Origin of the sequence: Psittacicella gerlachiana, assembly GCF_003585965.1 — a bacterium.
GTDB lineage: Bacteria > Pseudomonadota > Gammaproteobacteria > Enterobacterales > Psittacicellaceae > Psittacicella > Psittacicella gerlachiana.
Genome location: NZ_NRJF01000140.1, coordinates 1 through 14748, shown reverse-complemented (window position 1 = coordinate 14748; position 14748 = coordinate 1). Strand labels below are relative to the sequence as shown.

The following is a 14748-nucleotide window of genomic DNA, read 5'->3' as shown; positions in this document are numbered from 1 at the left end:
GTAATAAAATAGGCAATTTAAAAAGTTTGCTAAAGAAGGGAAGAAAATTATTGATAACCTACACTAATAAGAAAAAAACTAATAATAAAAAAAACAGAATTTAAATACTTTTAGGAGAATCATAGACATATGTCTCGTTCGATTTATCTAGACTATTCAGCAACAACTCCAGTAGATCCACGTGTAGCTGAAAAAATGATGCAATGCTTAACCATTGATGGTAACTTTGGTAACCCAGCTTCAAGATCTCATAAATTTGGTTGGGAAGCTGAGAAAGCTATTGATGAAGCTAGAAAAAACGTTGCAGATTTAATCAATGCAGATCCACGTGAAATTGTTTTTACTTCAGGAGCTACAGAGTCTGATAATTTAGCTATTAAAGGAACTGCTTTATTCCATAAAACAAGAGGAAATCACTTAATCACTGTTAAAACTGAGCATAAAGCAGTTTTAGATACTATGCGCCAATTAGAGCGTCAAGGTTTTGAAGTAACTTACTTAGATGTTGACGAGCATGGTATTGTGAGTTTAGAAGATTTCCAAAATGCTTTACGCCCAGATACAATTTTAGCTTCAGTGATGTTAGTTAATAATGAGACTGGAGTGTTACAACATGTAGCAGAAATTGGTAAAATTTGTCGTGAAAGAAAAATTGTGTTCCATTGTGATGCAACACAAGGCGTAGGAAAAATTCCCGTAGATGTAAAAGAGTTAAACGTTGATTTAATGTCTTTCTCAGGACATAAAGTATATGGTCCTAAAGGGATTGGTGGTTTATATGTATCACGTAGACCTCGTGCTCGTCTAGAAGCTTTAATTCACGGTGGTGGTCATGAGCGTGGTTTACGTTCTGGTACTTTACCAACGCATCAAATTGTAGGTTTAGGTGAAGCTTACCGTATTGCTAAAGAAGAGTTAGCTGATGAGATGAAACGCATCGGAGCTTTACGCGATCGTCTTTGGAATGGGCTAAAAGATATAGAAGAGATTTATTTAAATGGTAAGTATGACTTCTCTGCTCCAGGAATTTTAAATGTTTCATTTAACTATATCGAAGGTGAATCTCTAATGATGGCACTAAAAGATATAGCGGTATCTTCTGGTTCAGCATGTACTTCAGCATCTTTAGAACCATCATATGTATTACGTGCTTTAGGTCGTAATGATGAGTTAGCTCACTCTTCAATTCGTTTTTCATTAGGACGTTATACTACTGAAGAAGAAATTGATATTACGATTGATTTAGTAAAAAGTGCAGTGAAAAAATTACGTGATTTATCTCCTCTATGGGATTTTTACAAAAAAGGTATTTCACTAGATTCAATTTCTTGGACTGCACACTAATTTAAAGGAAGTTAATTCATGGCATATTCAAACAAATTATTAGATCATTACGAAAATCCACGTAATGTAGGTTCTTTTGATGCAGATGATTCAAAAGAAATCGGTACAGGAATGGTTGGTGCTCCAGCTTGTGGAGACGTAATGAAGTTAGAAATTAAAGTAAATGATCAGGGGATCATTGAAGACGCTAAGTTCCGTACTTATGGATGTGGAGCAGCTATAGCTTCATCATCTTTAATGACTGAATTAGTAAAAGGTAAATCTCTAGATGAAGCTTTAGCGATTAAAAATGAAGCTATTGTTCAAGAGCTAGAGTTACCTCCAGTAAAGATTCACTGTTCTTTACTAGCTGAAGAAGCGATTGAAGCTGCTGTAAATGATTACCGCAGCAAAAATAAAAAATAATTCTTATGATAACTTCCCCAATCTCTGTGTGTTTTAACCACAGGGATTGGGTTTATTTTATAGTGCTATATAATATACTTATATATCAGTATAAAATATAAAAATAATAGTGATGTTTAAGGAGCTAGTCAATGGCTATTACACTAACCGAAGCGGCTGCGCAAAGAGTAAAAAAATTTCTTGAAGGTCGTGGTAGAGGAATAGGTTTACGTGTGGGCGTAAAAACTTCTGGTTGTTCTGGAATGAGCTATGTTTTAGAATTTGTCGATGAGTTAAATATTGACGATGTAACTTTTGAAGATAAAGGGGTTACAGTAGTGGTAGACAAAAAAAGCTTAGTTTATCTCGATGGTACCCAGTTAGATTATGTTCGTGAAGGTTTAAATGAAGGATTTAAATATTCAAATCCAAATACCAAAAACGAATGTGGTTGTGGAGAAAGTTTTAATGTTTAATCCGTTTCAAGTTATAGGGATAGAACAGAAATTTTCTTTAGATCTAAATGAGCTAGAACAAAAGTATTTAGATCTGATGAAAACCTATCACCCTGATAAAGTTGTAGGTGTTGAAGATCCTAATCAAAGAATTAGTTTTATTTCAAAATCTACCCAAATAAATGATGCTTACAATATCTTAAAAGATGATTTAAAGCGTGGGCAGGTTATTATTGATCTAGAAAAAGATCACCAACATTTCAATGAAAATGTAGTTAAGCAGGATGCTGAATTCATTTTTCTGCAAATTCAAATGCGTGAGCAGATAGATAAGTTATCACGTAATTTTGTCGAGCAAGAATTTAATAATTTAAAGACTAAAGCTAAGAGCTTAGTTAATGAGAATAAACAGGCTTTAGAACAAGCTTTTATAGAGAATAATTTAGAATTAGCACAGAAATTAGTTTACCGTTTACAGTTTTTAGCTAAGCTAAAAAGTGAAATCGAAAAAGTAGAAGATGAGCAACTAATTTAAAGTAGATTTAAATATTTATGGCATTATTAACGATAGCTGAACCTGGTCAATCGGCAGCTCCGCACCAACGTAAGGTTGCGGTAGGAATTGACTTAGGGACAACAAACTCTCTAGTTGGTGTTTATAGAAATGGCTCTTTAGAAATTATTGAAGATGAGAAAGGGAGAGCTTTATGTCCTTCTGTAGTTCGTTTTCATAAAGATCAAGAAGCTGAAGTTGGATATCAAGCTTTAGAAAAAGCGAATTTAGATCCACAAAATACAATTATCTCGGTAAAAAGATTTATTGGTAAGTCTTTAGACGAGATTAAAGAAAGTGTACATAAAATACCTTATGAGTTAACGGCAACAGCTAATAATCTTCCGGTGTTTAATACTGTAGCAGGTGGTAAAAATGCTATTGAGGTATCAAGCCTAATTTTAAAAAAATTAAAACAACAAGCTGAAGCAAATTTAGGCGATAGTTTATATGGGGCAGTGATCACTGTGCCAGCCTATTTTGATGATACACAAAGACAAGCTACCAAAGATGCAGCTAAGTTAGCTGGAATTAATGTTTTACGTTTACTTAATGAACCTACTGCAGCCGCGATTGCTTATGGGATTAAAGCTGATCAAGATGGTTTAATTGCGGTCTATGATTTAGGTGGTGGAACTTTCGATGTTTCAATTTTAAAAATTGAAAAAGGAGTATTCAAGGTTCTAGCTACAGGGGGGAACACTAATCTTGGTGGTGATGACTTTGATATTGCTTTAAGTAAAAACTTTGAGAAATTATTTAAGTTAGAAGAGCTTAAACTAAATAAAACAGCACAAAGATTACTTCTAGAGTTAGCAATTAATTGTAAAAAACATTTAAGTCATCAAGAAGCAGTGCAGTTAGAGACTTTAGTTGAGTTTAACTTATTAGAGCAAGAGTTAAATAAAGCTCAGATTCAACTTCCACAAGAAGACTTTACAATTACTCGTGATCATTTTAATAGTCTAATCGAAGATTACGTAAAACAAACTTTATTAATTTGTCGTGCGGTATTAAAAGACGCTCAAGTTGATAAAGAAGAAATTAACGAAGTTATTCTTGTTGGAGGATCTACTCGTGTACCTTTAGTGCAAGAAAAGGTTGAGAAATATTTTGCTCGTAAACCTTTAGCAAGCATAGATCCGGATACGGTAGTGGCTTTAGGTGCTTCGATGCAAGCAGACATTCTTGCTGGTAATCAAAACGATAAGGATTTTTTACTGCTAGATGTTTTACCTTTATCTCTAGGAGTTGAGGTTTATGGAGGTTTAGTTGAGAAAATTATTCCTCGTAATACCGTAATTCCAATTACGAGAGCTCAGGAATTTACAACTGCACAAGATGGGCAGACCGGATTAAAACTTCATGTGGTACAAGGTGAGAGGGATATGGCGGTTGATTGCCGTTCTTTATCTCGCTTTACGCTAAAAGGTTTACCTCCTAGAGCTGCGGGGGCATTGAAAATCCTGGTAACTTATCAAGTTGATGCTGATGGTTTATTAAGTGTATCTGCAAAAGAGTTGACTACGAGCATAAGTGCTGAAGTGCAAGTGAAATTATCTTATGGGCTAACCGAAGATGAAGTACTAAAAATGATTCAAGAGTCAAGTGAATTTGCAGCTTTAGATTTAGCTTTACGTAAGCTTTCGGAAGCCCAAGTCGAAGCTCAGTTATTAGTACAATCAGTTGTTCAACAAGTGCAAAAGTATGGTAGTAAATATTTAGAGCCTAAAGAGGCAAATAACATTGAAAGAAATGTTAACCGTTTACTAACACTTTTAGAAAAATACAAATTAGAAAATTTAAATGTATCTAGCTTAACTAATGATGACTCGCAAAGATTAAAAGAATATGCGAATGAAATTGATTTTTGGAGTCAACAAGTAGAAGTAAGTACTCGTGATTTTGCTGCCAAAATTATGACAGAAAGTATAAAAGAAGTGCTTACAGGTAAAGATATTAATGAAATGAAATAAAGGAACTTAAATGCCTAAGATTACATTTTTGCCTCATGCTGAATTATGTCCAGAAGGATTAGTGGTTGAAGCACAAACTGGAGAATCTATTCTTGATGTAGCTTTACGTAATGGGATTGAAATTGAACATGCATGTGAGAAATCATGTGCTTGTACAACATGTCACGTAATTGTTCGTGATGGTTTTGATTCGTTAGAAGAACCAACCATGGATGAAGAAGATCAATTAGATAAGGCATGGGGATTAGAGTTAGATTCTCGTTTAAGTTGTCAAGCTTATGTAGGTGAGGAAGATTTAATTGTAGAAATTCCTCGTTACACGATTAATCACGCTCGCGAAAATCATTAATTATTATAGGACCATCTAACAAGGATGGTCTTATTTTGTGTATAATGATCGAGATAGAATTTAATGATAAATTAAGATATGAGTGTAAAAAATAGACCTCCAAAGAATAAGGAGAGAAAAATTTCTCAGCCTAGATTGAGTAAAGAAAAGAAACTTAATCATGCGAAAAAAGTTACTCAACTTACGGCAAAGGCTGAGTCGAAAGATCAAGATCAAGAGCATAAAGAGGCCTTTAAAGCTCCACAAGGGGTGGCTATAGGTCAAGAATATAAAACTCCAGTAGTTGAACTTATAGCTAAAGCTGAAGATCAAGAACGAAGAATTGATAATTTTTTAATTAGTATTTTACCGAATATTCCTAAAACAAATTTTTATAAGTTGTTAAGAAAGGGCGAGATTAGGGCAAATAAGAAAAGGATTAAAGCTGATTACAAAATTAGCCAAGGTGATGTTATTAGGATCGCTCCTCTCATCTTAAAAAATACTCTTGATAAAAGTATTGCTTTAAAAGATATAGTTAAACTAAACTCAGTGCAGGTATTAAAGAAGAATATCGTTTATGAAGATGCGGGATTATTTATTATCAATAAACCTGCAGGAATTGCGGTGCATGGAGGTTCTGGTGTTAATTATGGAGTAGTAGAAGCTTTAAGAGTACTATTTCCAAAAGAAAAAAGATTAGAACTAGTACATAGAATTGATAAGGAAACTTCGGGTCTATTAATGGTTGCTCGCAAACCAAGTGTACTCAAGCATTTGCAAGAGCAATTTAGAAATAAAACTATTTATAAGTCTTACCTGTGTTTAGTTCCCGGGATTTGGAAACATGCACGAGTAGAAGCTCCACTTTTAAGATATGAAAAGTTAGGGGAAAGATTTGTTAAGGTAGATAATCAAGGGAAAGAGTCAATTACAAATTTTAAACTCTTGCAGGTTTACGAAGATGAGAATGGGCAAAAATTCTCTTTAGTTGAGGCTAGTCCACTTACAGGAAGAACCCATCAAATCAGGGTTCATGCTTTGCATGCCTTAGCTCCTTTAGCGGGAGATGAAAAATATCAAGATCTTATTGCAAATTCTTATTTTAATAAGTTAGGTTTGCATAGAATGTTTTTACATGCTTATAAATTAAATTTTGTAGATCCAGTTTCAGAAACGAGAAAAGAAGTAGAAATTCCTTTAGATCCAGAATTACAAAAGTTTTTACAAAGTTTAACGCCAATAGAATAAAGATCAACCTCTGCTTATTAATAGTAGAGGTTTATTTTTATCGATAAATTTTTGAATTTTTGGGCAATTTAAAGTAAAATATAGAAGAAATAGTCTAGATTTTTAATAAAGAATTATAATTTGAGTAACTTTTTGATAATTAGATCTAATTATCATTGTGAAATATTTAATTAAAAGTAAAACCTAGCTTTTTAGTTTTTTAATCATCTCGGTATGATGAGAAAACAGGTGTAAGATTTTAAACTTCGGTTTAAGATATTAGAATTCAATTTTTCATAGCATAGTATAAGAAATTAAACTTATGTTTTTTTATCACAAGAATAAGGAGTTATTCCTCTGTGATTTTTGGGTATGAATACAAAGTGCTCAAATTTATAATTTTTATGCCATTTTTTTTGAGCTTTGATCAGACAAAAAGGTCAAGCTCAAATGGCGTCTTTACTCGAACCTTCATACACTATATGTATTTAAATTAACGTTTTCAGTAAATGTTATACATTGAAGTTAAAGGCTATTTGTTTAGGTTTTTAGAGAATTAATTAAAATAATATAGATAATTGTAAATTTATGGGGTATTAATTAGATTCACAAGAAGCAGGATGTTAATGGACGTAAGACTTTTGTGATGGGTTATTACAGATAAATTTTAGAATTAGTATGAACTCATGTTTTTCTTGGAATTAAAAGTTTTTAAAGATCTAGCTTTACTTAAGTTCAAAGAACAGCATGCATTGAATATTTTTGATTTGGATGGTTAACATCGGATTAAAAGTAGATCTATAAGAACTGAGTTTGTTTCTTATACTATAAAATAGTTTTTTTAGATTATAAGAAATGAAGAAAATGCTCATAAACGCAACTCAAGAAGAAGAGGTGCGTATTGCTCTAGTCGATGATAAAGAATTATTAGATCTAGATATAGAGCAAAGAAGAAATGATAATAAAAAATCAAATATTTATATTGGGAAGATTTCTCGTATTGAATCTTCATTAGAAGCTTGCTTTGTTGATTATGGAGAAGGACGTGATGGTTTCTTACCATTTAAAGATATCCATGAATCATATTTTTTACGTAAAGGCAGTGAAATAAAAGATCGTTTAGAGGTTGGGCAAAAATTAATTGTTCAAGTAGCGAGAGAAGAAAGGGGTAATAAAGGAGCGGCTTTAACTACTTATATCGCCATCGCTTCAACTTTTCTTGTTTTAATGCCAAATAGCCCTGAAGTAGATGGGATTTCAAGACGTTTAAGTGCAAGTGATAGAGATAATCTTCGTGCAAAATTAGCAGAATTAAATGTTCCAGAAGGGCAAGGTTTAATTGTTCGTACTGCTGGAGTAGGTTGCTCTTCTGAAGAATTAAAGTATGATTTAAAAATTCTTCACTTTATTTGGGATAAAATCCAAGAATATGCTGAGCAACATGATGAAGTAGGAATTCTTCATCACGAATCAGAAACTATTATTCGTGTAATCCGCGATTATCTAACTAAAGATGTCGGTGAAATTGTCGTTGATAGTCAAGAAGCTTATGAAAAAGCTGAACACTACTTACGTTTAGTAAGACCAAAATCAAAACCTATCTTAACTTTATTTAGACCGGATAAAAGTAAAAGTCTTGGCTTATTTGCTGCTTATGATATAGAACGTCAAATTGATACAGCATTTGAGCGTACTGTTAAACTAAAAAGCGGTGGAGCAATAGTAATTGATACTACTGAAGCTTTAACTGCAATTGATGTAAACTCATCTCGCTTTACCCAAGGTGGAGATATAGAGTCTACCGCTCTTTATACTAACCTAGAAGCGGCTGAAGAAATTGCTCGTCAATTAAAAATTCGTGACCTTGGTGGATTAATTGTTATCGACTTTATCGATATGTCTCATTCTGCAAATCAGAAAAAAGTAGAAGAGAAGATGCGCCAAGCTACCGCTGATGATCGAGCGAGAATCCAAACCTCAAGAATTTCTAAGTTCGGCTTAATGGAGGTTTCACGTCAACGTATTCGTGGCTCTATTGCTGAATCTAACAATCATTTATGTCCGCGTTGTAATGGTACTGGTTTTATTCGTGATAATGAATCTTTATCTTTACATATTCTGCGTCAAATAGTTGAAGAGGTAAATAAACGCACCGGTCGTTTAGCTAAGTTACACGTAGTTGTTCCTAATGTAATTGCCGCTTACTTATTAAATGAAAAGCGTGAAGATTTAACTAAGATCCAGCAAACAAACAATGTAGAGATTATTGTTGTTCCTGATGCTGATATGCAGACTCCACACTTTGAGATTCATCGTGTAAGACGTGGAGATCAAGTAAAAGATAAAGTAAGTTATTTCTTAGTTGATCATTATCAAGAAGTTAATAGATTAAATCAACGTAAGCAAAATGCTAAAGAAAAAAATGAAGAGAAAAGTTTACCACATAACTTATCTTCAGTTCCTGATGCTTATGTTGAAAAAACTTTTGAATCTCGTTTAGGAAAAGCTGATTTTATTCAAGAAGCCTTAGAAAGAGAAGAAAAAGAGAAAACGTTTGTTGGTAGAATTAAACGTTGGTTTGTAAATTTATTTACATTCAAGAAAAAAGAATCTTCTGAAGAAGTTTCTGGCGAAGATAAACAAGAGTTACGTCGTAGAAAACGTCGTAAACGTGAAAATAATAACGTAAATCAAGAAACGCAAGAAGCAAAAGACAGTAAATCAACTAGTAATAATGCTGATAGCGAAAAACAGTTATCTAAACGTCAGCAACGTCGTTTATTACGTGAGCAAAAAGCAAATGCTCGTGCTAATGAAGAAAACGAAGTTGCTAAGACAGACAAGGAAACTGGAGCTGATAATTCTAATGAGAAGAAAGCTAAAGTACTTGCTGATGGGCATATTACTGAAGAGGTATTTACTTCCAATAAAGAGCGTAAGCGTAAAGCGAAGAAAGTTATTGAGAAGAGTCGTGGTGATATAAACCCTGCAGAAATTAAAGCTCAGGTTGAAGCTCAAGAAAAAGAAGCTAATAAGCAAGAAGATAAAGTAGCTCCTACGATCGAAAAATCTCATCAAGAAGCTAAAACTTTAGTTAGTAAAGCTGAGGAAGCAAAAACTAATGTTAAAGCTGAAACTGAAGAAAAATCTGAATCTCTTCTAACAAAAGCTAAAACTAAAGCGAGAGTTGTAGAAAATGACTCTTCAAAAGAGGAGTCAAGAAAAGAAAAACGTAAAAAAGTAGTTGATGTTTCTGAACGTTATGTTTTACGTAATCAAGAGTTTGCTTTAGATAAAGATACTTATGCAACTTGGTTAGAAGAAGATAAAGAGCAAGTGACTTTACCTAGTTCTTATGAGGTTTTAGCTACCGATAGTGAAGAATTTGGGTTCTCACGTAAAAAAGATAAAGCTTTTGAGCCATCAAATAGACTAAATAGTTATATGAAAGTGGCTGAGGGTAAAGCTCTTAATAGTGAAGACTATGTTCAAGAAGTTAAAACTAAGCATGAGATTATAGTTAAAACTGAGTTATCTCCTGAAGAGAAAGTTACAAAACTAAGAAAAATAGTTTTCCAAGCTCCACAACCTTGTGTGAATTTTAAACATTCTTATAAAGAAATTCAGCAAGCAAAAAGAGCATTAAGGGAACAAAGAGCTAAATTGATTAAGTTACAAAATCAAGAAGAAAAAAGAAATAAAGGGGCTGTTAAGTCAGTTCCTGTAGGCTCGATTCCAGGAAAGCTTAAAAACTCTAATAAAGATGTTTTAGAGTCTGCGACTAAAGTCAAAGAAAGTTCTATTAGTAAAAACTTGAGATCAGTGGTTAATACGATTCACACGCCGTTAGAAATCACAAGTATTAATTCTAATGTAGCAAAAGAAATTTTAGAATCTAAAACTCCTGAAGTAACTAAGGAACAAGAGTCTAATTCTTTAGCTAGTGCGAAAGTTAAAACACAAGTTAAAGATGTGCATAACTTACAAACATCAACAAGTAAATCTCATAAAGAAGTTGGGGTTAGTGAAGTTAAAGCTAAGACCGAAGTTGTAGTAAATCAGCCTGCTCAAGAGCAAACAAGAGAGTTAGTTTCGCCTCTAAAAACGGTAGTAGAAATAAGAACAGACAATCTTGAGAAAACAGCTCAAAAAGCTGAAATACAAAAATCTGAAGCTCAAAGAACAGAAGTTCAAAATTCTCTATCTCAAAAGGAAGGTCAATCTGAGGAAAAAATTCAGACTGTTTCTTCTAAACCAGCTGAAACTTCTCAAAAAACAAATCTGTTTGCTAATTTAGAAGTTGGAGCAAATGAAGACTTACAATATCTTAAACAAGCTTTAGAAGCTAAATATAATGAATATTGTGCGGATAAAGACTTTGGGCAAGAGTTTAATATTCAGTCTGCAGAAGAAGCTAAATCTGAGAGTTTAACTTCTTATCCAACTTATAAAAAACTTGTTTCTGAGTATTCGGTGAAGAAAAAAGATGAAGTAGTTGCAACAATTGAAAATATTAGAGATTCATTTGTTGAAATTATGGTAGATGCTTTAATGAGTCGAACTACTTATTTAGGTGCTTTCTTTAATACTTATCTTATAGAGTTAGTAAGAGATAAAGAAAACATTACAACAGAGTTTTATGAAAAAGAATTAGAGTTTTATAATCATTATCTTGTAATCATTGATGAGCAATTTAGATTTGAACAAGGTGAAGCTTTAAAGAACTTTAATCAAGCTTTCGTTAAAGCATGGTTCTTATATAAAGAATTAGTAAACTTATATCCAGAACTAGTTTTACATGTAAGAGTTCATTACTTTGTTGAAGAGCAATATATTCTTTATTTAAAGAGACTTGCAGCTCAAAATCAAAGTGTTGCTCTAGCTTCAAACCCATTTGCGGATGTCCTTCAAGTAGAGAGAAATCGCAAAGTTGAAGACTCCTTTATTGGAGTTGGTGTTGATGATTCATTTCATCCTTTCTACCGAGGACATGATAAATAATTAGTTTGCAAAAGCAGACAAATTCAATCATTTATAGGGTCTGTATAGTAATATACAGACCTATTTTTATAACTATGGAAAAATTAATCTTATCAGCTTCACCAAAAGCTTATGGTGAAATAACTATCCCAGGTTCAAAGAGCCTTTCAAATCGAGTTTTATTATTAGCAGCCTTAGCACAAGGACAGACAAGAGTAGATAATTTACTGGATTCTGATGATGTATCATGGATGCTTAAAGCTTTAGAGAGTTTAGGAATAAGTTATCAAGTTAGTGCAACTAAAGAACAAGTAGTGCTTAACGGCAATGGTGGACCTTTTAGTTTAGAGGGGGACTATGATCTCTATCTAGGTAATGCAGGGACTGCTTTTAGACCTTTAATTGCGGTTTTAGCTTTTAACAAAGGTGAAGCTAGTTTTACGATTCATGGTGAACCGAGAATGCACGAGCGTCCAGTCTTAGATCTAGTTGAAGCTTTAAAAACTCTAGGTTGTGAAATTGAGTATTTAAATAATAAAGGTTATCCTCCGCTTAAAATTACTACTCATAGAGAGCAAGAATTTGCTAAAGAATTAACCGTAAATATTCCAGGAAATATTTCTTCGCAGTTTTTAACCGCAATGTTAATGGCTTCTCCTTTAATTGGTTCGCTAGTGAAAATAAATATTGTTGGAGAATTAGTTTCTAAACCTTATATCGATATAACTCTAGATTGTATGCGTAAATTTGGGGTAGAGGTAGAGGTGGTTGACGCTTATAAAAGCTTTATTGTTACTCCACAAAATTATAAATCTCCTCAAGAGTTTTTAGTGGAAGGCGATGCTTCTAGTGCTTCATATTTCTTACTAGCTGGAGCTATAGGGGGCGATGTTACTGTTAAAGGAATAGATATGAGTTCTATTCAAGGGGATAAAGAATTTGTTTATGCTCTTGAACAAATGGGAGCGATTATTTCTTCGGGTAAAGGATATATTCGTGCCCAATGCAATCAGCAACTACTTGAAGCTACAGGTTATCCTTTAAAAGCGGTAGACTTAAACTTAAATCATATTCCTGATGCTGCAATGGGAATTGCAATAGCTGCTCTTTTTTGCCCTCCAGGAGAAAAGACAGTAATTAGAGATATTTATAATTGGCGGGTTAAAGAAACTGACCGTTTAGCAGCCATGGCTACGGAGTTAAAAAAATTAGGGGTTGAAGTTGTGGAAGGAAATGATTATTTAGAAGTAACTTCCCCTCGTGATCTTAAAGAATCTGAAATTGCTACTTACAATGATCACCGTATTGCTATGTGTTTTTCTTTAGTAGCATTAAATAATCTTGGAAAAAATATTACAATTCTTGATCCTAAGTGTACGAGAAAAACTTTTCCAACCTATTTTAGCGAATTTGCAAAAATTCATCATAAATAAGAGGTTAAAGTATGAAACAATTACTAATTGCGATTGATGGTACTTCAGGGGTAGGTAAGGGTACTATGGCAAGACTTATTGCTCAAAAGTATAACTGCCAACGTTTAGATTCAGGAGCGATTTATCGTGCTTCAGCTTTATACCTGCAAGGTTTAGGTTATAATTTAGAGCAAGTTGTTAATGATCAAGAAAAAATTGAAGAAGTGAGTGGTAAGTTAGAAACTTTACCTCTAAGCTTTATCGAGGATCAAGAGCAAGTATTGCAAGTAATTTTAGACGGAGAAAATGTAACGGCAAAAATTCGTCTTGAGACTACGGCTGCTAAGGCTTCTTTAATTGCAAAAATTCCTGAAGTAAGACAGGCTTTATTAACTAGACAAAGAAAGTTCGCTCAAGAATATTCAAGACTAGTAGTGGAAGGTCGAGATATGGGAACTGTAGTTTTTCCTCAAGCAGATATAAAGTTCTTTTTAGATGCTAGTCCAGAAGCTAAAGCTCAAAGACGTTATAAAGAGCTATTAGAAAAAGGGGAAAACCCAGACTATCAAGAAATTTTAACTTTACTTCAAGAACGAGATTTCCAAGATAAAAATCGTAAAGTAGCTCCATTAGTGGCTGCTGATGATGCAATTGTTATAGATACAACAGCATATAATATCGAAGAAAATTTTGCTCTAATGGATAAAATTATCCAAGAACGACTTGTTAAAGATTAACCAAAGCTTTAATTTATAATAAAAAAATATTTTAAAAATTCATTATTTATAGTATAATTAATTACTGTTTTATTATGCATACAGCATGAGGCTGTATTTCTGTTTTCAACCCCATCTTGAATGAATCAAGTTGGATGTTTTTTATTAAATTTTTATTTATTTATAACCATGGAAAATTTTGCTCAACTATTTGAAGCTCAAGTTCTTAACACACCAAAAGTAGGTGACGTAGTAGAAGGTATTGTAATCGGTATTCAAAAAGGTTTTGTTATCGTTGATGCTGGTTTAAAATCAGAAGCACAAATCGATGAAGATGAATTCAAAGATGCTAATGGTGAACTAACTGTAAAATTAGGTGATAAAGTTGAAGTTGCTGTTGAATCATTAGAAAATGGTCAAGGTGACGTTTCATTATCACGTAGAAAAGCTAAAACTTTACAAGTTTGGAAAAAATTACACGAAATCTACGAAAACAAAGAAACAATTACTGGTCACGTATCATCTAAAGTTAAAGGCGGCTATACAGTTGAGATCGATGGTATGATTCGTGCATTCTTACCAGGTTCTTTAGTTGAATTACGTCCAAGCCGTGAAGGTGCAAACTTAGAAGGTAAAGACTTAGAATTCAAAGTTATCAAATTAGATCAAAAACGTAACAACATCGTTGTATCTCGTCGTGCAGTACTTGAAACTGAAGATAATGCTGATCGTGAAGCATTAATTGAAACTTTAGAAGAAGGTAAAGTAGTTAAAGGTACTATCAAAAACTTAACTGAGTACGGTGCATTCGTTGATTTAGGTGGCGTTGACGGTTTATTACATATCACTGATATGTCTTGGAAACGTGTTAAACACCCAAGCGAAGTAGTTTCAGTTGGTGAACAAGTAGAAGTTGTTGTATTAAAATTTGATAAAGAAAAAGTTCGTGTTTCTTTAGGCTTAAAACAATTACAACAAGATCCTTGGGAAGAAGTAATCGCTAAGTATCAAGTTGGTGACAGATTAACTGGTAAAGTAACTAACTTAGCTGAGTACGGTTGCTTTGTTGAAATTTTAGGTGGTGTTGAAGGTTTAGTTCACGTTTCTGAAATGGATTGGACTAACAAAAATGTACACCCATCTAAAGTAGTTTCATTAGGTGATGAAGTTCAAGTACAAATCTTAGAAATCGATGAAGTTCGTCGTCGTATTTCTTTAGGTATCAAACAATGTAAAGAAAACCCTTGGGCTAAATTCGCTGAAACTTACACTCGTGGTCAAAAAGTAACAGGTAAAATTAAATCTATTACTGACTTCGGTGTATTCATTGGTTTAGAAGGTGGCATCGACGGTTTAGTTCACGTTTCTGA

At 33.2% G+C, this 14748-nt stretch carries 11 protein-coding genes; all 11 read left to right on the top strand.

All coding sequences use genetic code 11. The annotated features are described in order from the left end of the window. The first annotated feature begins 129 nt into the window (after positions 1-129). The gene (locus tag CKF59_RS05145) at positions 130-1344 is read left to right on the top strand and encodes an IscS subfamily cysteine desulfurase (RefSeq protein ID WP_119534897.1); all 1215 of its coding nucleotides are present in this window, start codon (positions 130-132) and stop codon (positions 1342-1344) included. 18 nt (positions 1345-1362) lie between these two features. Further along, positions 1363-1749: a Fe-S cluster assembly scaffold IscU gene (gene iscU, locus CKF59_RS05140; RefSeq protein ID WP_119534896.1), complete on the top strand. Its 387-nt coding sequence runs from the start codon at positions 1363-1365 to the stop codon at positions 1747-1749. A 131-nt stretch (positions 1750-1880) separates the two neighbouring features. After that, positions 1881-2204 (top strand): iron-sulfur cluster assembly protein IscA, encoded by a 324-nt coding sequence (gene iscA / locus CKF59_RS05135; RefSeq protein ID WP_119534895.1) that lies wholly within the window; start codon positions 1881-1883, stop codon positions 2202-2204. Continuing rightward, positions 2197-2718: a Fe-S protein assembly co-chaperone HscB gene (hscB, locus tag CKF59_RS05130; protein ID WP_222985600.1), complete on the top strand. Its 522-nt coding sequence runs from the start codon at positions 2197-2199 to the stop codon at positions 2716-2718. The genes iscA and hscB overlap by 8 nt, the downstream gene beginning before the upstream one ends. 17 nt (positions 2719-2735) lie before the next feature. Beyond that, positions 2736-4712, top strand: a complete 1977-nt coding sequence (gene hscA, locus CKF59_RS05125) for a Fe-S protein assembly chaperone HscA (protein ID WP_119534893.1) — start codon at positions 2736-2738, stop codon at positions 4710-4712. Between the two features lie 10 nt (positions 4713-4722). After that, a complete protein-coding gene (gene fdx / locus CKF59_RS05120) occupies positions 4723-5061 on the top strand; it encodes an ISC system 2Fe-2S type ferredoxin (RefSeq protein ID WP_119534892.1) in 339 nt (112 codons plus the stop codon). 78 nt (positions 5062-5139) lie between these two features. Beyond that, the gene (locus CKF59_RS05115; protein WP_119534891.1) at positions 5140-6291 is read left to right on the top strand and encodes an RluA family pseudouridine synthase; all 1152 of its coding nucleotides are present in this window, start codon (positions 5140-5142) and stop codon (positions 6289-6291) included. An 834-nt stretch (positions 6292-7125) separates the two neighbouring features. Then, the gene (locus CKF59_RS05110; protein ID WP_119534890.1) at positions 7126-11271 is read left to right on the top strand and encodes an Rne/Rng family ribonuclease; all 4146 of its coding nucleotides are present in this window, start codon (positions 7126-7128) and stop codon (positions 11269-11271) included. Positions 11272-11345: 74 nt separating this feature from the next. Continuing rightward, positions 11346-12683 carry a 3-phosphoshikimate 1-carboxyvinyltransferase gene (gene aroA, locus CKF59_RS05105; RefSeq protein WP_119534889.1) on the top strand — a complete coding sequence of 446 codons (1338 nt, stop codon included), beginning with the start codon at positions 11346-11348 and terminating at the stop codon, positions 12681-12683. Between the two features lie 11 nt (positions 12684-12694). Next, a complete protein-coding gene (cmk, locus tag CKF59_RS05100) occupies positions 12695-13399 on the top strand; it encodes a (d)CMP kinase (protein ID WP_119534888.1) in 705 nt (234 codons plus the stop codon). Positions 13400-13567: 168 nt separating this feature from the next. After that, on the top strand, positions 13568-14748 hold a 1181-nt coding region (locus CKF59_RS05095; protein WP_119534887.1), incomplete at its 3' end, for a 30S ribosomal protein S1.